20 protein-coding genes are annotated in these 25,536 nt (G+C 57.7%); 11 read left to right on the forward strand and 9 right to left on the reverse strand.

Translation table 11 applies throughout. The features are described 5' to 3' along the window. Positions 1-99 precede the first annotated feature (99 nt). On the forward strand, positions 100-468 hold the full coding sequence (locus tag J4D97_RS01125; RefSeq protein WP_185283179.1) for a DoxX family protein: 369 nt from the start codon (positions 100-102) through the stop codon (positions 466-468). A gap of 97 nt (positions 469-565) precedes the next feature. On the opposite strand, the gene J4D97_RS01130 is transcribed toward J4D97_RS01125, so the two are convergent. Beyond that, on the reverse strand, positions 566-1,570 hold the full coding sequence (locus J4D97_RS01130; RefSeq protein ID WP_208306010.1) for a hypothetical protein: 1,005 nt from the start codon (positions 1,568-1,570) through the stop codon (positions 566-568). 138 nt (positions 1,571-1,708) lie between these two features. On the opposite strand from J4D97_RS01130, the gene J4D97_RS01135 reads away from it, so the two are divergent. From J4D97_RS01135 to J4D97_RS01145, 3 genes are all read left to right on the forward strand, one after another. Beyond that, on the forward strand, positions 1,709-1,891 hold the full coding sequence (locus tag J4D97_RS01135; protein ID WP_185283181.1) for a DUF2256 domain-containing protein: 183 nt from the start codon (positions 1,709-1,711) through the stop codon (positions 1,889-1,891). A gap of 43 nt (positions 1,892-1,934) precedes the next feature. Then, a complete protein-coding gene (locus tag J4D97_RS01140; RefSeq protein WP_208306011.1) occupies positions 1,935-3,563 on the forward strand; it encodes an amidase in 1,629 nt (542 codons plus the stop codon). 151 nt (positions 3,564-3,714) lie between these two features. Next, positions 3,715-4,047 (forward strand): ASCH/PUA domain-containing protein, encoded by a 333-nt coding sequence (locus J4D97_RS01145; RefSeq protein WP_208306012.1) that lies wholly within the window; start codon positions 3,715-3,717, stop codon positions 4,045-4,047. An 85-nt stretch (positions 4,048-4,132) separates the two neighbouring features. Here J4D97_RS01145 and J4D97_RS01150 read toward each other — a convergent pair whose 3' ends face one another. Next, positions 4,133-4,651, reverse strand: a complete 519-nt coding sequence (locus J4D97_RS01150; RefSeq protein WP_208306013.1) for a GNAT family N-acetyltransferase — start codon at positions 4,649-4,651, stop codon at positions 4,133-4,135. A gap of 149 nt (positions 4,652-4,800) precedes the next feature. On the opposite strand from J4D97_RS01150, the gene J4D97_RS01155 reads away from it, so the two are divergent. From J4D97_RS01155 to gldC, 6 genes are all read left to right on the forward strand, one after another. Then, positions 4,801-6,315 (forward strand): TolB family protein, encoded by a 1,515-nt coding sequence (locus J4D97_RS01155; RefSeq protein ID WP_208306014.1) that lies wholly within the window; start codon positions 4,801-4,803, stop codon positions 6,313-6,315. Positions 6,316-7,166: 851 nt separating this feature from the next. Further along, positions 7,167-9,077 carry an ABC-F family ATP-binding cassette domain-containing protein gene (locus J4D97_RS01160; protein WP_208306015.1) on the forward strand — a complete coding sequence of 637 codons (1,911 nt, stop codon included), beginning with the start codon at positions 7,167-7,169 and terminating at the stop codon, positions 9,075-9,077. A 219-nt stretch (positions 9,078-9,296) separates the two neighbouring features. Next, a complete protein-coding gene (locus tag J4D97_RS01165) occupies positions 9,297-11,357 on the forward strand; it encodes a hypothetical protein (protein ID WP_208306016.1) in 2,061 nt (686 codons plus the stop codon). 166 nt (positions 11,358-11,523) lie between these two features. Further along, a complete protein-coding gene (locus J4D97_RS01170; protein ID WP_185283189.1) occupies positions 11,524-12,867 on the forward strand; it encodes a DUF5103 domain-containing protein in 1,344 nt (447 codons plus the stop codon). Between the two features lie 231 nt (positions 12,868-13,098). After that, positions 13,099-14,223 carry a DNA polymerase III subunit beta gene (dnaN, locus tag J4D97_RS01175; RefSeq protein WP_208306017.1) on the forward strand — a complete coding sequence of 375 codons (1,125 nt, stop codon included), beginning with the start codon at positions 13,099-13,101 and terminating at the stop codon, positions 14,221-14,223. A gap of 134 nt (positions 14,224-14,357) precedes the next feature. Continuing rightward, a complete protein-coding gene (gldC, locus tag J4D97_RS01180; RefSeq protein ID WP_185283191.1) occupies positions 14,358-14,696 on the forward strand; it encodes a gliding motility protein GldC in 339 nt (112 codons plus the stop codon). An 85-nt stretch (positions 14,697-14,781) separates the two neighbouring features. Here gldC and J4D97_RS01185 read toward each other — a convergent pair whose 3' ends face one another. The 5 genes from J4D97_RS01185 to J4D97_RS01205 form a co-directional block, all read right to left on the reverse strand. Then, positions 14,782-15,336 (reverse strand): hypothetical protein, encoded by a 555-nt coding sequence (locus J4D97_RS01185; protein WP_208306018.1) that lies wholly within the window; start codon positions 15,334-15,336, stop codon positions 14,782-14,784. Between the two features lie 193 nt (positions 15,337-15,529). After that, entirely contained in the window at positions 15,530-16,066 is a 537-nt protein-coding gene (gene dcd / locus J4D97_RS01190; RefSeq protein ID WP_185283193.1) for a dCTP deaminase, read from the reverse strand. A 122-nt stretch (positions 16,067-16,188) separates the two neighbouring features. After that, positions 16,189-17,007: a hypothetical protein gene (locus J4D97_RS01195; protein ID WP_208306019.1), complete on the reverse strand. Its 819-nt coding sequence runs from the start codon at positions 17,005-17,007 to the stop codon at positions 16,189-16,191. Positions 17,008-17,233: 226 nt separating this feature from the next. Further along, on the reverse strand, positions 17,234-18,562 hold the full coding sequence (gene hemL / locus J4D97_RS01200) for a glutamate-1-semialdehyde 2,1-aminomutase (protein WP_208306020.1): 1,329 nt from the start codon (positions 18,560-18,562) through the stop codon (positions 17,234-17,236). Positions 18,563-18,802: 240 nt separating this feature from the next. Further along, entirely contained in the window at positions 18,803-20,536 is a 1,734-nt protein-coding gene (locus J4D97_RS01205) for an ABC transporter substrate-binding protein (protein WP_208306021.1), read from the reverse strand. Positions 20,537-20,725: 189 nt separating this feature from the next. Here J4D97_RS01205 and J4D97_RS01210 point away from each other — a divergent pair, with 189 nt between their 5' ends. After that, positions 20,726-21,424 carry a DUF1361 domain-containing protein gene (locus J4D97_RS01210; RefSeq protein WP_208306022.1) on the forward strand — a complete coding sequence of 233 codons (699 nt, stop codon included), beginning with the start codon at positions 20,726-20,728 and terminating at the stop codon, positions 21,422-21,424. Positions 21,425-21,541: 117 nt separating this feature from the next. Here the strand turns inward: J4D97_RS01210 and J4D97_RS01215 are convergent, their stop codons facing one another. Further along, on the reverse strand, positions 21,542-22,009 hold the full coding sequence (locus tag J4D97_RS01215; protein ID WP_208306023.1) for a hypothetical protein: 468 nt from the start codon (positions 22,007-22,009) through the stop codon (positions 21,542-21,544). A gap of 231 nt (positions 22,010-22,240) precedes the next feature. After that, positions 22,241-25,465 (reverse strand): AsmA-like C-terminal region-containing protein, encoded by a 3,225-nt coding sequence (locus J4D97_RS01220; RefSeq protein WP_208306024.1) that lies wholly within the window; start codon positions 25,463-25,465, stop codon positions 22,241-22,243. Positions 25,466-25,536 lie beyond the last annotated feature (71 nt).

Here is a 25,536-nt window from a genome sequence, read left to right on the forward strand (position 1 = left end):
TGGGTAGTAGTCTTTGAGTCGAACAATGCTTACTATTATAGCAGCAAGAGTGCATTGCTACGTTCGGTCCCATTTTTAACTCCACAACCATTTTCCATCATGTCTGCATCTGCTCGCAACATCATTGCCTGGGTTCTGCAAGCCTTGTTAGCCCTGGCTTTCATTGCCTCCGGCGCCAGAAAGTTTATGGACCTGCCTGGTACGGTTGGCATGTTTGGTGGCCTGGGATTACCGGGCGCGTTGGCGTATGTTGTTGCCGCTGCCGAAGTACTGGGGGGCATTGGCCTGCTGGTACCGCGCTTTGTCCGACCCGCCGCGTTGGGGTTGATTATCATCATGATCGGCGCCGTTGTTCTGCACGCCACTAAAATTCCCGGCGGTCTGGCGGGCGGCGTGCCGGCCATTGTATTGCTGCTTTTGCTACTGGTGGTATTGTGGCTGCGGCGGCCAGCAACTACCACAGTCTAAGTTGGTTGTTACTTTCGGCGGTCTGCCAGTAAATCTCTTTTACTAGCAGACCGCCGAAGGTAAAGCCGAAGCTGTATTGTAAGACCAAGGGTAGGTTTTAAAAATCCACTTCCTGAATCGTGAATTCGGATACAGGCGGCTGTTGGTTTGCCTGCAGCGCGTTCAGGTGGGAGTAGAGCACGTAGGTGTCGGAGCCGCGGCGGGCGAGGGTAGTAGGGTACACGGCCGGCGTGGTGAAGGTGCCAGTAGAGGTAGTGGAAGTCCAATTATCGGAGGAGGTGAGGCGATACACGGTGCTTTGCGCATTGGCTACAGCCTGCAAAGTGGTGTTGTCGTAGAGTAGCAAGCCATCAGCACCCTTTAGGTTCACGCTGGTTGTCACTTTCGTGAAGGACGCCGGATTATTCAGCGGCACTTTAAACAGCGCGCCTTCATCCGATTTTGCTACCAGCAAATAACCATCCGGGTGATACACAATACCGTTAAGGCCGAACGAGCCGGCAGGCGCGCCCAACTGGGTGTTTTCGAGAAACACAGTAGGCGTGCCCTGCGCATCGATTTTATAGATAATGGGAGCAAAGCTGTCCGTCACGTAGGCGTTGCCCTGGCCGTCTACGGCAATGTCGTTGGCGAAGTGACCGGGGGCGTTGGGACGCAGGGCGCCCAAGTTCACGTAGGCAATGCGCTGGCCGTTGTCGCGGTTGAAAATGGCCACGGCGGCCAGCTTGCGTCGGGTAGCGTCGGTGGTGCGGGCCGTGTTGTAGCCAGGGTCAGACACGGCTACTAATACGCGGTTGCGGGCATCGTCTACGCGCATACCAATGGTGGAAACCAATTGGGCATCCTCGGCAAAAACGCTGTAGGTGCCGTCATCCTTCACCTGACCTATCGTGCCGCGGGTTTGGGAGCCAACCAGAAAGCGGTTGTTGGCGGCGTCGTACTGCACGCCCTCGGGGTAGAGCGCCGATTGCGTGAAGGTGATAGTGTCGGGCGCATCGGGCTCCGAGTCGGAATCATCGTTGCAGCTGGTAGCTAGCAAGCCCAACAGCGCCAACGGAAACACGTGCAGCGCGGGGCGCCGGAAGGTAGCAAAAGCAGACATGGAAAGTAGTGGTAAGGTGAACAGTGTACCAAGGCACTACGGCGGCGCCACCAAGTAGGGTTATAGCGTGCGCACCTTTCGCCTGCCCACGCCGTTTGAGAGAAGGTTTTCCTACCCTGTCGATTTCCCTACCCCGCCATGCCTGCCGCCAGCAACCTCCCCGCCAAGCTCACCAAGGGCAACCTGCCCACCAAAATTTGCCTGACGTGCGGGCGCCCCTTCGAATACCGCAAGAAATGGCGCAACAGCTGGGACGAAGTGAAGTATTGCGGCGAGAAATGCCAGCGCAACCGGCCCAAAACGACGTCGTTGCCAGCGTAGGAAAGCCCGGTTCGCCCCGTATCTTACGCAGAAAATTCAGCCGATGAACCGACGAGTATTTCTGCGCAACGGCGGCCTGACCGGGCTGGCCCTTTCCACCTTCTCCCTACCTGCCTGCGACTCTAAAGCGCCGGCTACGCAGACATCTACCACGCCACCTGATACCGCCCCTGACGCGTTTGAGCTGCACGAGGCAACCCTGAGCGACTTGCAACAGCAGCTGCAAAACGGTCAGCGCACCGCCCGCAGCCTCGTAGAGCTGTACCAACAGCGCATCAAGGCCATCGACCAAAGCGGCCCTACCCTGCGCAGCGTCATCGAGCTGAACCCCGACGCCCTGCGCATTGCCGACCAGCTGGACCAGGAGCGCAAAGCAGGCAAGGTGCGCGGGCCGCTACACGGCGTGCCAATACTCATCAAGGATAACATTGACACCGGCGACCAGATGCAAACCACCGCCGGCTCGCTGGCGCTGAGCGGGCATAAAGCCGCACAGGATGCATTCATTGTGAAGAAGTTGCGGGAGGCCGGCGCGGTGCTGCTGGGCAAAACCAACCTGAGCGAGTGGGCCAACTTCCGCTCCTCACGCAGCACCAGCGGCTGGAGCAGCCGCGGTGGTCAGACCAAAAACCCCAACATGCTGGACCGCACGCCCAGCGGCTCGTCGTCGGGGTCGGGCGCGGCCGTGTCGGCCAATTTGTGCGCCATTGCTATTGGAACGGAGACGGATGGCTCTATCGTGTCGCCGTCGTCGTGCAGTGGGGTAGTGGGCATTAAGCCCACGGTAGGTCTGTGGAGCCGCACGGGCATCATCCCTATTTCCGCTACCCAGGATACGGCCGGCCCCATGGCCCGCACCGTACGCGACGCCGCCGTGCTGCTCGGCGCCCTCGCCGGCCCCGATGCCCAGGACAACGCTACCCAAGCCAGCGCCGGCAAGCTACACGCCGACTACACCCAGTTTCTCGATGTAAATGGCCTGCAAGGCAAACGATTGGGTGTAGAAAAAGCCCACCTCACCGGCAACAACGACGCCGTGCCGCTCTTCCAGCAAGCAGTGGAGTTGCTGAAAGCGCAAGGTGCCACAGTGGTGGAAATCGACCTGCTGAAAGAGGTTGAACCGCTCGGTGGCGCTGAGTTCGACGTGTTGCTTTACGAGTTCAAAGACGGCGTGAATAAGTACTTGGCCACGGCCAATGCCTCGGTGAAAACGCTGGCCGACGTTATTGCCTTCAACACCCAACACGCCGATAAGGCCATGCCGTTTTTCCGGCAGGAAATTCTGGAACAGGCCGAAAAAACCGACGGCCTCGCCAGCGCAAAGTACCAAGAGGCCCTGCGCAAGTCGCACGAGGGTGCCCGCCGCGCCCTCGATGCGGCCCTGCAAACCCACAAACTCGACGCCATTGTGGGCATCACCAACGCTCCCGCGCCCTGCATCGACCTCGTGAATGGCGACTACTGGCCTGGCCCCGGCTTTTCGTCGCCCGCTGCTATGGCTGGCTACCCCCACATCACGGTGCCGATGGGGCAGGCGCACGGGTTGCCGGTGGGCCTGTCGTTTGTGGCCGGGGCCTGGCAGGAAGCGGCGCTGTTGCCGCTGGCCTACGCCTACGAGCAAGCCGCCCAGCAGCGCAAGGCTCCGCAGTTTCGCGGGCCGTTGGCAGGGTAGGGGCTGGGGTGGTGGCGAGTTGGGTCGGTGTTTGCACGTATTTCGATAAGCCTATGTTATATTTAGGTGAATACGTGGCTCTTACACTTACTTTTTGAGCCCGAATGGGTTCCTATTGGAACCCTTGTCTCATTTAAACCGACTCTTCGTCATGACATCCATAGCAATTCTTCCCGTTCAAGGTGCACCGGCTACCCACCAAACACACGAGCTAAAAATCTGGCCTTCCTGCTTCTCGGCCGTGGAGGCCCGCACCAAGCCCTTCGACGTACGCCAAAACGACCGAAACTTTCAGGTAGGCGACGCGGTGCTACTGCGCGAGTACGAGCCCGAAAGCGAGCAGTACACCGGCCGTGTCCTCACCCGCTGGATCAGCTACGTGCTACATGGTGGTGCATTTGGGGTAGAGGCCGGATGGTGTGTGCTGGGCTTTGCCGAGCATCCGCCGTTGCCGCCCGGCATCACCAATACCAGCTTGTGGTAGTATTTCCTTGCACCTTACAAAAAGAAACGGCCCTGGCGAATCGTCAGGGCCGTTTCTTTTTGAGGTGTCCCCGAATGCCAAAACGCTACGCAAGCTGCTTCTCCAGCACTAGCAGTACCAATGGCTTGCGCGGTACCCCAAAGCGGGTAGCAGTAGGGAAGGGTTCTGTAGCGCCGGTACGCTGGTAGCCGTGGCGCTCATACCAGGCCAGCAGTTCTGTTCGGTCGCTGATGACGGTGATTTTCAATAGGTGGCAGCCGTGCTGGCGGGCGTGTTGCTCGGCGGCTTGTAATAGTTGCTTTCCTACCCCTTTCGCCTGCAAGGTGGGCTGCACCGAGAGCATGCCCAGGTACAAGCGTGGCGGCTGCGCGTGCAGGTAGGCGCAAGCAACCAGCGTACCGGTTGCGTCGCGGGCCGTGAGGATAGTGGCGCCGGGTGTTGCCAGTAGTTGGCGTAGTTCGACTGCGTCGATGCGGGTACCGTCGAGCAAATCGGCCTCGGTGGTCCAGCCCTGGCGGGAAGCTTCGCCGCGGTAGGCCTGGTTAACAAGGGTTTCCAGCTCGGGGATGTCGGCGGGGGTAGCGGGGACGAGGGTAGGAATCATGCGGCAAACATACGGCCTGATGCTCTGAAAAAGGCCTGAGCTGGCGCGGCGAAAAGTCACTGTAGTAGCCATTGAATCTGTTACCTTTAGCTATATCCGCTCTGTCACCTCTGTCTGCCATCAGGCTAACGTCCATCCTACCCACCTTTATGCGCTCTTTCCTTCAAAAAACTGCCTTGCTGCTGTTGTTCGTCCTCGTTCAGGGGGCAGTGCACGCACAAACCACCCTCGGCATTTTCACGGACCACCAGGATATCGGCACCAATGTGAAACCGGGCAGTGCCACCTACCTGCCCGCCACGCAACAGTATAAGGTGACGGGTGCGGGCACCAATATCTGGGGTGACCACGACGAGTTTCAGTTCGTGTACAAGAAGCTCACTGGCGACTTTATTCTGTACGCCCGCGCCAACTTCGAAACTCCAAAGGGGGTAGAGCCGCACCGCAAGCTGGGCTGGATGGTGCGCCAGAGTCTCGCTGGCAATGCTCCTCACATCAGCGCCGCCGTGCACGGCGACGGGCTGACTTCCCTACAATTCCGCAAAACAGTGGGGGACGCCACCGCGGAAACGCAGGCAACCATCACGGGGGCCGATGTCATTCAACTGGAGCGCACCGGCACTACCTACACCATGCGCGTGGCTCGGTTCGGGCAGCCGTTCACGGTGCAGCAGGTAACGGATGTGGCGCTGGGAGATGCCGTGTATGTGGGCTTATTTGTGACGTCGCACAACGCCGGGGTGGTTGAGAAAGCCGTGTTCCGCGACGTGCGCATTGCCATTCCGGCACCAGCCAGCCTTACGCCCTATAGGGACTACCTGGGCAGCCACATTGAGCTACTGGACGTAGCCAACGGCCACCGCGAAATCGTGTATACCTCGCCCAAATCGTTGCAGGCACCCAACTGGCGCCCCAACGGTAAAAGCCTGGTCTACAACAGCGACGGGCTGATGTACAATTTCGACTTGGCCGCTCGCAAGCCAACCGTGCTACCCACCGGCGACGTCAAGAACAACAACAACGACCACGTGCTTTCCTTCGACGGGACTATGCTGGGGCTGAGCAGTGGCGTGGATAAACTGGGCGGCTCCATTGTGTACACGGTGCCCGTTACCGGCGGCACGCCTCGGCAAATCACCCCCCGCGGGCCGTCCTACCTGCACAGCTGGTCGCCCGACAAGCAGTACCTGCTGTTCACCGGCGAGCGGAACAAGGACTTCGACATCTACCGGGTGTCGGCCACCGGCGGGCCAGAAGTACGCCTCACCACCGCTGCTGGCCTCGACGACGGCGCCGAGTATACCCCCGATGGCCGCTATATCTACTTCAACTCGGTGCGCACCGGCACCATGCAAATCTGGCGGATGCGCGCCGACGGTACCGACCAGCAGCCCGTCACCCACGGCGACTTCCACGACTGGTTTCCGCACGTCTCCCCCGATGGCAAGTGGTTGGTGTTCGTCTCCTTCCTAAAGGATGAAGTGTCTCCCAACGACCATCCGTTCTACAAGCACGTGTACCTGCGTCTGCTACCCATCGCGGGCGGCGAGCCCAAGGTCATTGCCTACCTCTACGGCGGGCAGGGCACCATTAACACGCCCTCGTGGTCGCCGGACAGTAAGCGCGTGGCGTTTGTGAGCAACAGCGCGGATGCGGGGAAGTAGGGGAGATGAGTAATGCAGTATAGCAAACGTCAATATTTGTTGACATTTTAGACTGCTCCACTAGCGCCGCCAATTGCTCTCAGTACCTTCACTAGGAAGATGCTGGTAACTCGGATGAGTTGCACTCAAAGTACAACTCATCCGAGTCCGTACGACCCTTTTTCATTTGCGATAGAAGTTAGGTGTTCGAGCACCTACCTCCTGACCCCTCGGTTGCTACCAACAGCCGAGGGGGCGCCGTTTATAGGCAACCGTGTTGACGAGGTGTTTACCGTACGTTGCGACGAAGGTAGCGGCGCTGTGTAAAGTATACAACCTCAGAATAGCTGCTAAGTCACGAAAGCGTAACAGAAGTTTTCAGCGTTGTAGCGTTTATTGCAAGCGTTGAGAACGTACGTATTTATTGGAGCCGAAACTCAATAAGCTGATTTTTTGGGTCAATCAGCAACCAATCACCAGGAGGAGAAGCTACTACCCAGGTTTCCAAACTGCGCCCTTGTGTATACGCTAAGAAGGATTGTGGACCAAGGAATAAACTTAAACGGTAGAGATTCTGAACTGACGAGCCACCACCTTTACGTTTACCCTCATCTATCCACGCTCGCAGAGTAAGTTTTCGACTTTTGACTACCTGTTCCTGCGAATTGTCAGCTTCTCGCTCTGCCTCCAGAATACCATCGCACCAGTAACGTCGGAGACTTGTATCTCGCGAGTTGTGGAGTGCCGCAGACAGGGAATATTCGAGCCGGGAAAGAAAGGTTTCAGTTAGCATTAGCTGATGGATTGACAGGGTAGTGCTTACACTAGCGCGCAGAGTTCCTTACCTTTGCCCCCTTACAGCAAAGTAGGAAATGATTTCCATCAACGACTTAGACTTTCACTTCGGCTCGCGCACGCTCTACGACAGGGCCAACCTCCACATTAAGCCCAAAGACAAAATCGGCCTGATTGGGCTGAATGGGCAGGGCAAATCGACGCTGTTGCGCATCCTGGTGGGCGAGTACAAGCCCGACGGTGGCAGCATCAGCATGGGCAAGGAGGTTACCCTAGGCTTCCTGAACCAGGATTTGCTGAGCTACGACTCGCACGAGCCTATCCTTATTGTGGCCATGCAGGCCTTTGGCGAGGCGCTGGCTTTGCAGAAGCAGATCGACGAGACGCTGCTGGAATTTGAAACCAACTACACCGACGACCTGGTGGATAAGCTGGCCGACTTGCAGGAGCGCTTCGAGGCGCTGGGCGGCTACACCATGCAGGCCCGCACCGAGGAAATTCTGGAAGGCCTGGGCTTCACGACGGAGGAGCTGCAAAAGCCCCTGAAGCTGTTCTCGGGTGGCTGGCGCATGCGCGTGATGCTGGCAAAAATCCTATTGCAACAACCCTCCCTGCTGCTGCTCGACGAACCCACCAACCACTTGGACCTACCCTCTATCAAGTGGATTGAGAACTACCTGGCCGGCTACGAAGGCGCTGTCATCATCGTATCGCACGACCGCGAGTTTCTGGACCGCACCACCAATACCACGGTAGAGGTAACGGGCGGCAAGCTGGTGCCCTACGCCGGCAACTACTCCTACTACATGGTAGAGAAGGAGGAGCGCAACGAGATTCAGAAGGGTGCTTTCGAAAATCAGCAGGCTGCCATCCGGCAGGCAGAGCGCTTCATCGAGCGTTTCAAAGCCAAAGCCAGCAAGGCCAAGCAGGCCCAAAGCCGCCAAAAGGCTTTGGACAAGATGGACCGCATTGAGGACGTAGCACCCGAGGCGGCCAAGGTCAACTTCTCATTCCGCTTCTCGGTGCAGCCCGGCCGCCACATCCTGCGCATGGAGCACGTGACCAAGAAGTATGACGAGAAAACCATCTTCCGCGACACCAACGTGCACATCGAGCGCGGCGACAAAATCGCGCTGATTGGCGCCAACGGTAAGGGTAAGTCTACCCTGATGCGCCTAGTGGCCGGCACAGAGGCGCCTACCGCTGGCAACCACCAGTTGGGTCACAACGTGATTATGGCCTTCTATGCCCAGCACCAGTTGGAAAGCTTGCGCATCGAAAACGAGATTTTGCAGGAGATGATTGAGGCCGGCTCCAAGCGCAACGAAATGGAGCTGCGCACCGTGCTAGGCTCCTTCCTGTTCACCGGCGACCAGGTGTTCAAGAAAATCAAGGTGTTGAGTGGGGGCGAGAAAAGCCGCGTGGCCCTGGCCAAAACGCTGATTTCGGAAGCCAACTTCCTGCTGCTCGACGAACCGACCAACCACTTGGATATGCAGTCGGTGAACATCCTGATTCAGGCCCTGGACCAGTTCGAGGGTACGTTCATCGTCATCAGCCACGACCGTTTCTTCGTGGAGAACGTGGCCACCAAAATCTGGTACATCGAGGATTTCCAGCTGAAGGAGTACCCCGGCACCTACGCCGAGTACGAGCAGTGGCAGGAAGACCGCGAGAAGGAGGCCAAAAAGGCCGGCCTACCCTCACCCTCGGCCCCCAAGCCCCTACCCAAAGAGGAGAAGAAAGCCGACGCTTCCCCCGCCAAAACCCCCTCCCCCGACCAGAAAAAAGCTCTAAAAGAGTTGGCTGAGGTAGAGAAGAAGATTGACGAGCGGGAAAAGGAATTGGCCCAATACGAAGCCCAACTCGCCGACCCGCAGATTTACCAAAACGCGGCCCAACTGAAAGACGCTACCCTCAAATTTGAGCAGGTGAAAAAGGAGTTGGCTCAGTTGAATGACCGTTGGGAAATGTTGGCGGAAATGTAATTATCTGCTGCTATTAAAAAGCCCCACCGGAAGCGTTATGCTTCTGGCGGGGCTTTTTAATTTTTAGTAGTGTTGACTTGACACGGGTATGCAAACCCGCCGAATCGCCTACACCGCCACTGTTACCGGTCGGATACTATTCTGCACTCGATGAGGTGCTGCTTTAAGTGGCACAAGTTCTCTCAGTATCTTGGGGCGGCACATAGAACCAAGCACCCTATGACGTTGACTTCTGGAACCTATTTATTGCTTACGAGAGCCTGTAGGGCCATCCTATTTATTTTATCTGTTGGTAGTGTCACCCAAAGTCAGGCACAAGACTTTCAGCACCAAAAGGAGTTATTCTGGTATCCGAATGCAGACAATGGCATCACCTGGGACCTGACCCGTGAAACGAGGCTTCCCCACAACGACAATATTGAACTATCGGGCACGCAGGTTTCCGGCATCATCCGCTACGAGGTCACGAAGGAGAAGCAACTGCACATTACCCGCGACATTCTCTTTCCGCAACTGCGCAAATACACCAAATCGAACGAGTCGCTATACCGCGCCTATCTGCGCGATACCTACACGGATGACCTCTTGCCCGTTCTCACCCTGGCGGACAAAAAGTACGAAACCGGCGTGTTAGACTCCGTCAGGATCAACGGCAAAATCAGCTTTTATTTCAAGGAACGAGACGGCCTTACCGTGGTTCGTTCGTTCTTTCCTTCGATGCAAGACCGCTGCTTGGTGGAGAAGTGGACCTTGCTCAACACTGGCAAGACGCCCCGTACGGTAGGGATTGGAGCCACTGAACTCAAACAAGAAGAGGCAGGCTGGCACGGCACGTACCGCCGCAGGGTTTTCACCGATGCCAAGCGCAACATCACCTTACAACCCGGAAAGCAGTATGACTTTGGCATTTACTTCCTCGCAACGCTAAACGACGAAGCAGAGCCACCCGTCTCCGTAGCCGCAATCGAGCGAAGCCGCGATACGTTCCTGGATAGCATCGCCACCAATCTGCATCTGCACTCGCCCGACAAGGTCATTAATACTTTGTTCTATTTCTCCAAGATCCGGACCGCGGAAAGCATTTTTCGCTCCCGCTACGGGCTGGTCCATTCGCCAGGTGGCGGCAACTATTACGTCGGAATCTGGGCCAATGACCAAGCCGAGTACAGCGGCCCCTTCTTTCCCTATTTGGGGTATCAAAACGGGGTAGAGGCCGCTATGAACGCCTACCGCATCTTTCAGCGCAACCTGCCCAAAGACGGAGGCAAAATCTGGGCTTCGTTTGAAATGGATGTCACCTTTCCCTTCGGAGAGCGTGACCGCGGCGACGCGGCGATGATTGCATTTGGCGCCACGCACTTTCTGCTCGCCTCAGGCGATAAGAAAAAAGCCGAGGAGCTATGGCCCTTGATTACGTGGTGCTTGGACTACTGCCATAAACGAACCACGTCGGAGGGCATTGTAGCGTCGGAAAGCGACGAGTTGGAAGGTCGTTTCCCTTCTGGCTCAGCCAATCTTTCCACCTCGTCCTTATACTACGGGGCGTTGATTCAAGCGGCTCGGTTAGTGAGGGCCATGCAGAAGCCCGCCGCCCTGAACTCAACCTATCAACAACGTGCGCAGCGAGTAGCAACGGCTATTGAGAAGCATTTTGGGGCGGAGATAGAAGGCCTGCACACGTATAAATACTACAAAGAAAATACGACGTTAAGGAGCTGGATCTGCCTACCCTTGGTGGTGGGCCTAACCCAACGCAAAGCCGGCACGCTGGATGCGTTGTTCGGTAAATTGTGGTCGGCCAACGGCGTCCTGACCGAACGGAAACCAGGGACGGATTCCCCGCAAGTGTTTTGGGACCGAGGAAGCCTGTATGCGTTTCGTGGAGCCTTTAAGGCGGGCGCAGCGGATCGGGCCTTGGAGCGCTTAATGTCCTACTCCACCACGCGTCTAACTGGTTTTCGGGTACCCTATGCCGTGGAAGCTTGGCCGGAAAACGGCATGGCGCACCTATCCGCCGAAAGCGCCTTGTATTGCCGGATCTTCACCGAAGGCATACTCGGCCTCGAACCAACGGGGTTCAACTCCTTCACCCTACGCCCAAACTTGCCAACTACGTGGGACCATCTGACTATCAGCCAAGTGAAAGCGTTTAACACGACCTTTGATGTTGACCTTCGCAGAGTAAGAGGTAAGCTCCAGGTAAAGGTTGTCCAACAGGGCAAGGTTGTACTACAGCGAGCGTTAAGGAACGATATGCTGGTGGAGGTCCGGTTGAAATAACCTCTGAAATTGATGAACGTAGCTGCGTGGTGCTACCTGGCGTGCTGTGTTTTTCGTTTTCTGAGCACCTCCCTATCAGGCTTCGCTTTTTGAGAGAGAATTGATTCCCTTGTGATGCGGTAGCCTTTGCAATAGCAAAATGCCCACCCAGCCGTACATTCGCATTATGCGCCTTTCTCCGATTCTGCTTTCCCTACTCCTGACTGCCGGCTGCGTACCGCTGGGCACGCCTATTACCAGCACCGATACCACGCGCCAGGCCGCGCCTACCCCCGGCCAGCAAACCACGCCGGAGTACTACGCCGACAAAACCCTGCGCTATCAGGATTACATCTACGACCCCAACGTGCGCTCGGTGCAGTGCTACGTGGGCACCAGCGGCAACACCGACATCTTCCAGCCGCCCGTGGTGCCGCTTTCGCAGGGCCTACCCATCCTGCTGGAGTTTGATGTGCTGGGCAGCCAGAGCCAACGCCTCACGGCCAAGCTCATCCACTGCGACGTGGACTGGAAGCCGTCGCTTCTGACGGATATTCAGTTTCTGGACCAGATCAACGACCAGCTTATTACCGATTACCGCACGTCGGTAGGCACGAAGGTGCCCTACTTTCACTACAAGCTGCAAGTGCCGCGCGTGAAGCTCAGCGGCAACTACCTGCTGGTGGTGCAGGGTCCCGGCAACACGCCCCTGCTCTCGCGCCGCCTGCTGGTGTATGATACCAACGTGCAGCTGTTTTTGCAGCCTGGCCCTATTGCAGCGGGTGCTGAACGCTATACCCTGCAACAGCTCAACTTCGGTATCAGCTACGCGGGCTACCCCATCATCAACCCCTCGCAGGAGCTGAAAGTGATTCTGCGCCAGAACTTTCGGTGGGACAATGCCAAGTACAACCTGCGCCCTACCTTCGTGCGGGACGCAGAGCAGCGGTTGGAGTATCAGTACTTTAACTTCGAAAACACGTTTCCAGGGCTTAGCGAGTTTCGGCCGTTTGATATGCGCTCCTTGCAGGTGATGGGGGTAGGGATGCTGAAGCTGGACCAGCAATCGGTGCCGAAAGCCGTGTTGCTTAACCCCGATGCCAGCCGCGCTGGGGAGGCTTACACCCAGTACCCCGACATCAATGGGCAGCGCCTGTTTGAGAGCCGCGAGTACGGCAACGGCGACACCAATGCCGACTACGCCAACGTCACCTTTCAACTGCACGCTGAGCAGGCCGCGCCCGGCCCGGTGTACGTGCTGGGCCAACTCACCGACTGGCAACTGCGCGACGAGTTCCGGCTGACGTACGATGCCGCAGCGCAGCTTTACACCAAAACCGTGCTGTTGAAGCAGGGCTACTATAACTACATCTACGCCACCCAAACTCCCCAAGGACCCAATAGCGTGATGTGGGAAGGCTCGCACCAAGAAACCGAAAACCAGTACGACCTCTTGGTGTACTACCGCCCACCTGGCACCCGCGCCGATCTGCTCATTGGCTATCAGTCGGTGGATGTGAACAAGCGGTAGGGTAGAAGAACGTCATTCCGAGCTTGCCGAGGAATCTCGCGTGTTGATGGTGGATACTATCTCACATCAACACGCGAGATTCCTCGGCAAGCTCGGAATGACGTTCGATTTAAAAGAAGGTGCTGCACACAATGACGTTCAACATGAAATGACGTTCCGGCAAGTAGAAAACTCCGGTAGCGGTTTCCTATCTTTGCTCTCTACTTACTAAAGCCCAAACACCCCGCCGATATGAAATTTATCGTCTCGTCTTCCGCCTTGCTCAAGCAGCTCCAGAGCATCAATGGCGTAGTCACGAACAACCCCGTGGTGCCTATTTTGGAGAACTTTCTCTTCGAAATTGAGGACGGCAAGCTGACGATTACGGCCTCTGACCTGGAAACGTCGATGATAACGGAGCTGCCCGTGGAGGCCCGCGAAAGCGGCCGCATTGCCGCCCCGGCTCGCATCCTACTCGATACGCTCAAAAACCTGCCCGACCAGCCCGTGACGTTCACGCTGGATGGGGAAACCTATACCATCGAAATTGCTAGCTCAAACGGCCGCTACAAGCTGGCCGGTGAGAATGCCACCGACTTTCCCCGCGTGCCGGTGGTGAAAGGCTCGGCGCCGGTAGAAATTCCGTCGTCGTCGCTGGCACGGGCTATTAACAAGACCATCTTCGCGGTAAGCACCGACGAGCTGCGCCCGGCCATGACGGGCATCCTGGTGCAGTTGGCCGACAACCAGGTGACCTTTGTGGCTACCGACGGCCACCGCCTGCTGCGCTACCGTCGCTCCGACGTGGGCGCGGGCCAGACTGCCAACATCATCATTCCGCGCAAGGCCTTCAATCTGTTGAAAGGCGCCCTACCCTCAGAGGCTACGCCCGTAACGGTGGAGTTCAATACTTCTAACGCCTTCTTCAGCTTCAACCAGATGCGCCTAGTGTGCCGCCTGATTGATGAGCGCTACCCCGATTACGAGAACGTAATTCCGGTGAGCAACCCTAACCGCCTCATCATCGGCCGGCAGGAGATTCTGAACACGGTAAAGCGCATCAGCATCTATTCCAACAAAACTACCCACCAGGTGCGCCTGCGCCTAGCGGGCTCCGAGCTGACGGTTTCGGCCGAAGACTTGGACTTCTCCAACGAAGCCAAAGAAGTGCTGGCCTGCCAGTACGACGGCGAAGACATGGAAATTGGTTTCAATGCCCGCTTCCTGCAAGAGATGCTGTCGAATATTGACTCTGAGGAGATTACGCTGGAGTTGAGCACGCCCAACCGCGCTGGCCTGCTGATGCCCACCACGCCGGATGACAACGAAAACATCCTGATGCTGGTGATGCCCGTGATGCTGAACAACTATGTATAAGGGCTGAATAGTTTGATTTTTAAATGGTTGGTCGTACGCACGGCTGACCATTTTTCGTATTAAACCATTCTGCTTTTTCTTTTGAACGACCAAATAGAAAACTATTTGGCCATTCAACCATTTACTCATTCACTATGAAGAAGTCCGAAATTCACTTTAGCATTGCCCTCGACGACCAGAAGGTACCCGAGGCCATTAGCTGGCAGGCCACCGATGCGGGGCCAAACATTCACTTTGCCAAGGCCATCAACATTGCCCTGTGGGACCGGGACGAGCGCGGCACCATGAAGATTGACCTGTGGACCAAAGACATGCCCGTAGACGACATGAAGCGTTTCTACGTGGATACGATGGGTGCCATGGCCGAGAGCCTGCAAACCGCTACCAGCGATGATAAAATGGCCCGGCGCATCCGCGAAGTGTGTCGTGAGCTGATGGACCATATCGAAGAAGAAGAGCGCAAAGCCAAGTAAGCGTTGCGCCCATTGCTCTATCCTATCATACAAAAGGCCCCGCCATGTAGTTGGCGGGGCCTTTTGTATGATGGAGTATCGGTTGTTAACGGCTGCCGTCGGCCTTGGCAGCGCCGCGGGCGCGGGTAGCAGCCGGGCGCGGATCCGTGGTGCTTTTAGCAGGACCAATAGTGGCGTCATTGGAGCTAACTGGTGCCGGGTCGCGCACTGATTTCACAAACTGAGCATCGGCGTTTTGCATGGCAAAATCCTTCGCGACTTTGTTGTACGCAGCGCGCTGGCCATAGTAGTCGGTGTACTGATCGTTACTCAGCACGCCCCGCAAAGCGGCGTCGCGTTGCCGGCACACCTCGTCGCACTGCTGATCAATAGCCTTCTGGTTACCCGCATTTTGCTGCGCAATAGTAGCCATTTTCTTGGCCTGGGCAGCATTAATAGCCTGTACCCGACCCGACTGGTAACCATTCAAGCGTAGGTCGCGGGCCATTTGGGCCGAGAGGCGGTCAGCTTTGATTTCCTGGGCGTTCAGGCGAGGCGTACTCTGAGTTTTATCGCGGGGAATAACCGTAGAAACCTGCTGCGCCTGCGCGCCAAGAGCGGCTACGAAGACCAGCGCAACGGTAGCAATTTGCTTTTTCATGAGTATACAGTAGGAGCAGTTCAACATCAAATACCAGCCAGTATAGCCAAAGCGCTACCCGCCAGCGTGTTCTTTCTAACGCATACGGGCGCGAAGTAGTTTAGCTGAAGTAGCAAACAACTGGGTTGCAATGGGTAGCGCTCAAGCCTGCGCTTCATCCAGTAGACAGGCAACTATTGGGTAGTGATGTCCTCTAAAAGCTGTTTTTCCACATCATCGACTCCACGGGCTTGTCGGTGCGGTCGTTGTACTTGGCGTTGGCTTTGCGGTTGTAAAACGTCTGTACGTCGCCTTGCACGGCAAAGTAAATTAGCTGGCCCACTGGCATGCCGTAGTACACGCGTACGGGCATCGACACGCTGATTTCCAGCGTCCAGGTATTGCAGAAACCGATGTCGCCCTTGCCGGCCGTGGCGTGAATATCAATGCCAAGGCGGCCAACGCTACTCTTGCCTTCTAGGAAGGGTACGTGCGCGTGGCTCTCGGTGTACTCCTCCGTCACGCCCAGGTACAGCACGCCGGGCTCCAGCACGAAGCCTTCTTCCGGAATCTCAAACGTGCTGATTTCGTTGTGTTTACGAGCATCTAGTACACTGTCTTTGTACGTGGCCAAATAGCGGCCCAAATGCACATCGTAGGAATTGGTGCCGAGGCAGTTGCGCTCAAACGGTTCAATGACAATATTGCCCCGCTCTATCTCGGCGAGAATCTGCTGATCGGTAAGAATCATGTTTTCAATTAAAAATTAAGAATTAATAATTAAGAATGGAGAGCGTAAAGACAGTCAAATGGCTGTTGTAACAGCATATATGCCTTATCCTTTACTTTCTGATTTTCAATTATTAATTAAAGCTATTCGTCCTCGTATCGGTCGGAGGGAAGTGAGTCGGAGGAGCGGGTGGCGTGAGTAGGATCTAGCTCGTTGAGGCGGGCGCGCATCTCGGGCAGCACGCTGGTGAGCACATAGAGCAGGCCTAAGGAGCTGCCCAAGGCCAATGCTAGCGTGAGATAGTCAAACCAGTCGTGGGTGCTGGGAACGTCGGCCGAGCGGATGATGGGGCCGCCGGAGCTAGGCACTACAACCTCGGGCTGGGGCGCTACGTCCTCTAGCTCCGAGGCATCGCCGGAGGGTAGGGTAGTAGCATCAGCCGGTGGCACGGTAGCGGCATCAGTGGCCAGTTCATCGGGCGTGGGGTCCTGCGAGGCGTTGAACTGAGCGGTGGCCTGCTTGATGATACGTTGCTCGGCGCGAATAAGCGCAATGCGTTCGTCGCGCGGGATGACACTAATGAAGAACTCGAAATTCTTGTCGATCAGCAAGCCATTGAGTTGGCGCTCAAACTCGGCCAGATCGGTGCGGCCTTTGCCAAAGCGGTTTTTGAAGCGCTCCGACAAGTCGTTGTAGTTCAAAAACAGCTTTTTCAGGTCCGCATTACCGTTGAAGTCGTCGAACTGCCTGCGCTGCTGCTGCGTGCGCAACGACACCGGGAACTTGCGACGCGTAAACGTTTTGTCGTAGACGGTTTCCATGGTGCGGAAATTTAACTCGTCCACAGTGCGGTCGAACAGACGCTTGTTGGCCGCAGCAGGTGTTTCAACTTGCGCCCATACCACCACCGGCGCCAACCACGTCAGCAATACAACTAAAAACAAACAACGGACTTGAAACATAGCGGCGCAGATTTGCCGCAAAGGTAGGCAATGGAGAGAGGTGAAGTGGTGAAATTGTGAAGTAGCGGTGTTGAATAAAAAGTACGTCTGCCATCCTGCGCTTGCGAAGGACCTTATCACCGTAGAACGAGTCGTTGTTTCGCTTGTCGTTCCACTGACATAAGGTCCTTCGCAAGCGCAGGATGACAGACGTACTTTTTATTCACTACGTACTACTTCACCACCCCTACATCCCGTGCGCTTCGCGCAAGGACTCGCGGCAAGCGGTGAGGTACTGCTCTACTAGCTCATCGGTGATAGAGGTAGACACGAACAGCGCCTCGAACTGTGAGGGGGCCAAGTAGATGCCGCGGTTGAGCATGGCGCGGAAGTAGCGCCCGAAGGCTTCTAAGTCAGCTTGTTTGGCAGTTTCGAGGTCTGTTACGGGCTGGTCGGTGAAGAATAGGCTGAACATGGAGCCTACCTGGTTCACAGTGTAGTTCAGGCCCAGGTCGGCGGCAATCTGGCGGGTGCCGTCGGCGAGGCGGGTGGTGGTGCGCTCTAGCTGCTCGTATACCTCGGGGTGGTTTTGCAAGTAGTGCAGTTGCGCTAGGCCAGCGGCCGTGGCAATAGGGTTGCCGGAAAGAGTGCCCGCCTGGTACACCTTGCCAGCTGGCGCTACCTGGTCCATAATATCCTGGCGGCCACCGTAGGCGCCTACAGGCATACCGCCGCCAATGATCTTGCCTAGCGTAGTCATATCGGGCACAATGCCGTAGCGTTGTTGGGCACCACCCGGCGCAAGGCGGAAACCAGTCATCACCTCATCAAAAATGAACACGATGCCGTGCTGGGTGCACAAATCGCGCAGACCTTGCAGGTAGCCGTCGGCAGGGGCCACCAAGCCCATATTGCCGACTACCGGCTCTAGAATGAGAGCCGCAATCTGCTCGGGATTGGCTTCAACGGCCTGGCGGGCGGCCTCCAGATCGTTGAAGGGTACGGTAAGGGTATCTTGGGCCACGCCGCTGGTGACGCCGGGTGAGTCGGGGGTGCCGAGGGTGAGGGCACCCGAGCCGGCCGCAATCAGGAAGGAGTCGCCGTGGCCGTGGTAGCAACCCTCAAACTTCAAAATCTTGGGGCGGCCGGTGTAACCCCGCGCCACCCGAATGGCTGACATTGTGGCCTCGGTGCCGGAGTTTACCAGGCGTACTTTCTCGATGCTCGGTACCATCTCCTTAATCAGCTCGGCCATTTCCACCTCGCGGCGGGTAGGCGCCCCAAACGACAGCGAGTGGGGTAGGGCCTGTTGCACGGCCGTGAGCACCACCTCCGGCGCGTGGCCCAGAATCATAGGACCCCAGGAGTTGATGAAGTCCATGTACCGGTTGCCGTCTACGTCCGTCAGCCACGCGCCCTGCGCCGACTGCATGAACACCGGATGGCCGCCCACTGCCCGAAACGCCCGCACCGGCGAGTTAACCCCGCCAGGAATATGGTGCTTGGCCTGCTCAAACAGAGCCGCGCTTTGGGTATGCGTCAGGGTAGGAGAAATCGTTGAATCAGAAGAAAGCATAGAATCAGAAAAGGGCCGAAGCCCATATGGTTGCAAAAGAAATAGAACAGCCAAAAGGCCGGAAAGATGCGGGTAGGAAGGGAAAAAGGTTGCTATTTATCATTCGTGTCGCTCCATCATCATCTGTCATCCTGAGCTTGCGAAGGACCTGCTCACGGCTGAATGATTCGTTGTTACGATAGTCGTTCAGCCGTGAGAAGGTCCTTCGCAAGCTCAGGATGACAGATAGAAAGAGTAATGCTACTGCTGACCCACCGGGTTCTGCACTTCCACGTTCATGCGTTCCAGCTTCACGATAGGCACGTACTGGTTGTCGTGGGCGCCGCCGGGGTAGCCGATGCCTTGGAACAACGCGCCCGAAACTGGACCAGAATCAGACAATTGCTGCTGAAAAGCCGGGCCAGCATCGTGCAGGCGCTGGGCAAAGTAGTACAGCATTTCGAAACCCATGTTGGCAAAAACCGACGGCGGCAGGTTGTACTGCTGCGCGTAGAGTTGCTGGAAGCGACGTACGCCCACGGCACCGGGGTCGAGGTAGTGGGGGTAGAGCATGTACACGTCGCGGGCATCAAGTTGGTTGAGGCTAACGCTAGGATTGTCAAGCCAGGCGGCGTAGGTGATGATAGGCATGGTTACCTTCTGGGCCTGCAAGCGTTTGAAGGTGTACGGTCCCGCCCGCCGGCCCGTAGAGGCCACCACCAAGTGCCCCACCGACTTCAGATCGAAGCCTACGAAACCTTGCGCAAACACCGAATCGGTGCTGGTGCCCACGGCGCGGCGCATGAGCTTCACTTTGCCACCCTGCGCCTCGTAGGCCGCTTTATAGGCCTGGGCAAAGGCCGCGTCGTCGCTGGTGTTGTCGTAAAGAATAGCGGCGGTGCGGTTGGTGAAGGTATTGAGAGCAAAGCGGGCCGCCTGCTGACCCTGAGTGGCCGAGCTGGGCTCGTAGAGGTAATGCCAGGCGTTGTTCTGCACCAGCTCCCCGTCCTGCGACAATGGATTGACCGTAATAATCTGCTTCTGCTGGGCGTAGCGGGCCAGAATCTTGCTGCCCGACTTATACACCGGCCCGATAATCAGATCCATTGAAGCCAACTCGGGTAGGGCCAGCACCCGCTTGAGTTGCAAGGTGTCGGCGCCGGTATCATAGGCGAATACCTGCACCGGGCGGCCCTCCCGCTGCAACGAGTCCTGGGCCAGGCGCATGCCGGCGTACAGGTCCGTGACGAACTGCGTGCGGCGCGCCTGAGCAACATCAGTGAACTCAAAGGGTAGCAGCACCGCAATGTTGTAGCTGTTCTTTTTGGCAGCGCCTACCTGCCGGGGCGTGTAGCGGGTAGGGTCCAGTTTGAACTGCTCCACCAGCCGCGCGAGTGTCGCCTTATCGGCGGGTGTGTACCAGCCGCCCAGCAGCTTGTCGGCGTAGACGCGGCCGAGGGTAGCGTTTTGCGGATAGCGTTGCAACAGCGTCTGAAACAGGGCGCGGTCATTAAGGCGCGCCAGGTAGTTGATTTCCATGGCCTCACGCTCGGCCTTCAACTTGCCGGTGGGTAGCTGCTGCAAGGTGCGCAAGGCATTGTCGGGCTCGCCTTGCTCAAACGACACCTGTCCTTGCAGGTACAGGGCGTCGGGCACCAGCGCGGAGGTAGGGTACTCGGTGCGCAGCAGATTGAGCATTTGCTCGGCCTCGGGCCACTTTTTCAGGCGAGTGGCGGCCACGGCGTAGAGGTAGGCGGCTTCGGGGGCACGCTCGAAGCGGGCAGCGGGCGGCGTAAGCGGCTCCAGCTCTTTCATGGCTAGCAAGTAGCTGCCCTGGTCTAGGAGAAGCTTGCCGTTTTGGTAGCGCGTGTTCTGCTCGGGGGTGGCAGGGGTAGGCGTTTGCAAGGGCGCTCCCCAGGCCGCGTGGGCTACGTTGGGAAGTGCCAAGGCGCTACCCAGCACATAAAGCAGTCGAATAAAAGAAAAAGGCCGCATAGCGAAATAGCAGAAATCAGGGAAAAGGGAGAAAGCTTGCCGGAGTGTACGGCGGAAGCGGGCGCAAAGGTATTACAGAAGTCGGGCCGGTGCTACGCCGGGTTTTTGAGCCGGGCGTTGTATCTTCGGAGAAAACAAGCCGGCAGGTAGCCGGCCGCGGTGCCATAGGCTCGGCGCCGTCTTTAGCGTATGGCTACAACTACTCTACACGCACCCGCGCCGTTTCTGCGTCGGCGCCTCGGGCTCATCTTGCTGTTGGGCATCTCATTGACCCTCAGCTTTATGCTGATTGCTTGCCGCGTGGTATATACCCGGGAGCTGACCTTCGTGTTTTTGCTCTGGAACCTGTTTTTGGCCTTTATACCGTTTGGCCTGAGCATGTTGCTGGGCCTCACCGACCGTCCCCTGCGGGCGCGGGTGTTGCTGCCGGTAGGGGCGGTGTGGCTGCTGTTTTTCCCCAACGCACCATACATCCTCACCGACCTGTTCCACCTCACGCCCCGCGCCGGAGTGCCCTACTGGTACGACCTGGCCCTGCTGCTCTCCTGCGCTTGGAACGGCCTGATGCTGGCCTACGCCTCCCTGCTGGATATGCAAATGCTGGTGCAGCGCCGCCTGGGTGCGGCCGTGGGCTGGGGATTTGCTACCGTAGCGCTGCTGCTCAGTAGCTTCGGCGTGTATCTGGGCCGCTACCTGCGCTTCAATAGCTGGGATATTATTACTAATCCACTTATGCTATTCTATGATATCATGAGCCGCATCTTGCATCCTTTTGCTCACTTGGGGACTTGGGGCGTCACGCTGCTCTACGGCGTGTTTTTGCTGCTGGGCTACCTCACGGTGCGGCAGTTAGGGCAGCTTCGTAGCGACGAAACAGCCAATTTTTAACAGATCCGGAACCATCAAAAGCCTACTCCCCGCTGCTATTCGCACAAATGCAAACAGCAGCGGGGAGTAGGCTTTTGATGATAGGTAGGGCCGTTTTGCTACTAAAAACAAGCTAGGTCACAGACGCCGGGCCAGCGTGAGGTTGTAGGTAGACGTTCTGCCGCCATTTATACCGTTTTGCACGGTGGCTTTTGCGCCTACTCGATACAGCTGTTTTGCCCCAACCGCAGCATCGAGATTGAGAGAAAAGAGGACGCCCGCGTATGGGCCTCGGTAGGAATACAGTTCGTACGCATTTACCTGACCCGATGTGGCCTGCAAATAAGAGTAGCTATCTTTTTGGTAGTAGCCCGCAAAGCCACCAGCACCTATTCCAAATAATACGCGCTTGTCGGTGCCGAAGGGGTAGTAAATTCCTTCTGCTTCCACAAAGCCAGCTTTGTAATCTTGATTGGGTAACTGTCGCTCCAACTTATTGTCGGGCTTGCCGAAAACGCCTACTACCCGGCCTGCTGCTCCAAAATGCCGGGATAGGGTAGGGGCGTACTCCAACGCTAAACGCGTGCAGCGGTAATAGCCGCTCATATCGTATGCAGTGCCTACGCCCAAACGTAGGTAGGATGGCTTAGTTGCTGGCGCAGTTTGAGCCAACACAGACACAGGCAACAGCAATACTAGCCCAACGCCTGCGAAACGAAAATACTTGACCATAGGAATATTAGATAACAAAAAGGTGAATAATTATCGGAGATAGAATCAATACGAAACGTTGCATAGGACATAAAGAAGCGGTTTTTTCTGGCTAGCGAAAGATTTCTACTGCAACAATTGCATAGTAGTATCCAGCGGCTGTTGGCGCAGGAGGGTGCGGTATTCCTGCTCAATAGTAGCTTGTTGTTCCCGTTGTTCTTTCTTCTTGAACAGGCGCACCTTGAAAGGGCCAGGCTGCTCGCGCCGCAGGTTCACATAAAGCAACTGCCGCACCGCCCGCACCCGCTTGCCTGCCTGAATGCGTGCTACCCGCTTTTGGTTATTGCCGAAAAGCGCCTGAAACGGATTCAGCCCCACGTACAGGTTGGCCGGGCCATTCAGCGAGTACGTGCCACTCACCGACATACTGGTAAGGTTGCTGTGCAGAGGTAGGTGCGGAATCAGGATACGGCCCCGGTCCAGAAAGAATTCGGCTTTCACAGGTTCGAAGTACAGGTGCCCGGCCCGCTCCTTGCTGATGAGCTTAAGCGCATCCTGCAACACCACCACGTTCAGCAATTCCAGGTTTTGGATGTCAGTTTTGAGGTAGCCCAGGGTTTGGCTGAGGTGGGGGAGGAACTCGGCGTCGAGGTCGGTGCGCAGGTCGGCTTCGCACTGCATGGTACCGCGCACGTTGGCACTGCTCAGGGCATTCAGGTTGAGTACTTCGGCCACCTCGGCCAGGGCGGGGAGCTGCACGTTGCGCAGGCGCGTTTGCACGTGCAGGGGGTGGTGGCCCATCTCAGCATCGGTGCGCAGGCGGCCGCGCAGTGCCACATCACCCCCAAAAGCCTGAAGCGTGCACTCTTCCACCCGCGCCGAGCCGGCTTGCAGGGTAGAGCGCAGCCGAAACTGGGTGCCCTGCAACACGGCGTAACGCACCCGGTCGGCGCGTACGCGCACCTGGGCCGTAATGGTCCCATCGAATAGCGGCGACACGCCCCAGGCGGGCTCCGCGCGTCGGGCCGCCCGCTTGGCCGGGCTGCGCGGGGCAAATAAGTCGTCGGGTGGGTTGAGGCCCGCCAGCAGCCGTAGCAGCCGCTGTACGTTGAGCGTGCGGTAGGTGAAATCAACGTCGGCGTGGGCTGAGGTGAGGCGCAATCCTTCAATGTCGGCGCGGGCCTGCGCCCGGCCCGTGCCCCCGTCGCTGGTCCGAAACGTGAGGTAGGGCACACGCAGGCTCGGCCCCTGCTTATCGAAGCGCAGCCGCAGCTTGCGTAGATTTTCACCTGTAAGCAGATTTACCCGGTCTATTTCACACGTGAGCTGTCCGCTCGACTCCAGCAACAACTCGCGCAGCGAAGGGTCAGGGTCAGCACCGGCGGCGCGGCGGGCGGCGCGTTTCTGTCCTGCGGGACGGCTCAGGCGCGTGAGGAGTTGGCGGTAATTGATGGTCCCGAAACGCAACGCCAGCTGCGCGTCCACGGGCCTGATTTTGCCGGTAGTATCGGTGGGCCAGCTCGCCTGTCCGCTGACTTGCCCACCCCACACACGTCCTGTCAGGTTGGTGAGTTGTACGCGTCGCCCATCATGGCGCACTTGCACGGCCAGGTCGTGCAGGGTATCGGAAGGTAGGGTTAGCTGGTTGCAGCGTAGCTGCACATTCAGGTGCAGGCCCGTCGGGAACAGGTTAGCATAACGGGTCATAGCTTTGGCTGCGTTGCCCTTGCCAGCCGCCTTAATGCGTTTTTGTGCCGGCCTAGCCAGCAGGTAGCGCAGGCGCGGCACGTGCAACTCCTCCACCACAAACCGGCCCGATACAGTAGTAGTTGGGTACTGGTCGGTGAGATAATCCAGCAAATGCACTGTGCGGGCATTGGCCCGGAAGCGCATCCCGGCCAACTGCCCCGATAAGTTGCGCAGCGTCCAGAGGCTGTCCTGTAGGCCCAGTTGCACGTTCAGGTTGGTGATGTGGGCGTGGCGGGTAGGTACAACGAAATTAGCATTGTGCAGCCCTATGGTGCCGTGCATACGCATGGCGGGTAGGGCACGGGCGGGATTAGGCCCGGTAGGCAGCGGCCCGCGCAAACGCAAATCTAGGGTAGCAGTGCCTTGCTGGGCTTGCCACAAGCCCGGAGCCACAATAGTGGCCAGGCTGCGCAGCTCAGTCTGGCCACGCACCCGGCCCACCAAATAGGGACGCACAAAATTGCGGAGCGTTAGCTCGGCATCCAGCTTTCCGGCTGAGGAGTAGATGCGGCAACGGGGTAGGGAGAGGGTAGTGGTAGCCGGGGCGTGGGCCGGGCCATTGTCTAGGCGGCCCAGCAGGTCCCAGCGCCGGATGGCCCGGCCTGAATCGGGCCACACTACGCGGGCGTTGCGCAACCGAAACGTGAGCACGTTGTGGGGCCGGGTGGTAGGGCCACTCAAGCCCTGAATGGTGTAACGGATATGCGCCTTGCTGGGGCTGTGCGCATCAGCCAAGTAGGCGTGCAGGTTGGGGGGTAGGGCGGTGCGCAACACATCCAGCAGCGGCTGCTGGCCCACCATGCGCAGGTTGAGACGCGAGCCGGTTTCGCGGTCGGTGGCGGCGGTGTGGGTGCCGCCTACGCGCACAGTGTCACCGTTGAGGGTAGCGTAGGTCTGCCAGAGCTTGCCCTGGCGCTGCCGAAAATCATAGCGGTAGCGGATTTGCGCCTGCACTGGCTCCTGCGCAAAAAGCGTGTTGCCCCGCGTGCGCAGGTATTGCAGCTGCCCGGCCAGCGTGCCACGCAGGCGGGCCTGCCCATCGTACACCACCGCCGAGAGGCGCGCCTGATGTATCATAGCCGCAAAGGTGCTGTGCTTGTAGTCGTTGCGGGTGGAGAGGTGCAGACGCCGAAGCACCAGCGAGTCCAGCTTGAAGTTGAGGGGCGGACCAGAGCCGGCCTCGTGGCGCCGTTTGCCGCGTAGGCCCCACTGGCGGCCCAGCGAATCGACTTGCTGATGAAAAAACACGTCGGTGAGCTGCAAGCGGGTCACGCGGACCTTGCCGCGCAGGATTTGGCTCAGCTCCAAACGGGCATCGGCGCGGCCTACCCGCAGCACGGGCACCAGCTGCTGATGAGCCGTATCGGTCAGCCCAAAGTTGCGCACCGAGATGGTGAAGTGCGGAAAGTCGCGCAGGGGCGAGAAATCCACCTCAAACCGCGACACCACCAGATCTGTGTTTTCGCTCACCCGCTGGCGTAGCAGCCTTTTGGCCTGCTCCCGTCCGTACGTCGACCCAAGCAGCCACACGCCACCCAGCAGCAACAACAGGAGTAGCACAAAGCCAGCCGCCAACAGCCGCCAGAAGGTGGAAAATTTCATAGGTAGTGGGCAGGCAAAGAGCAGCAATATCAGGGTAGCCAGCGCTGTGCAACTGTACGCAAAAAAAGCAG

Origin of the sequence: Hymenobacter defluvii (assembly GCF_017589435.1) — a bacterium.
GTDB lineage: Bacteria > Bacteroidota > Bacteroidia > Cytophagales > Hymenobacteraceae > Hymenobacter > Hymenobacter profundi.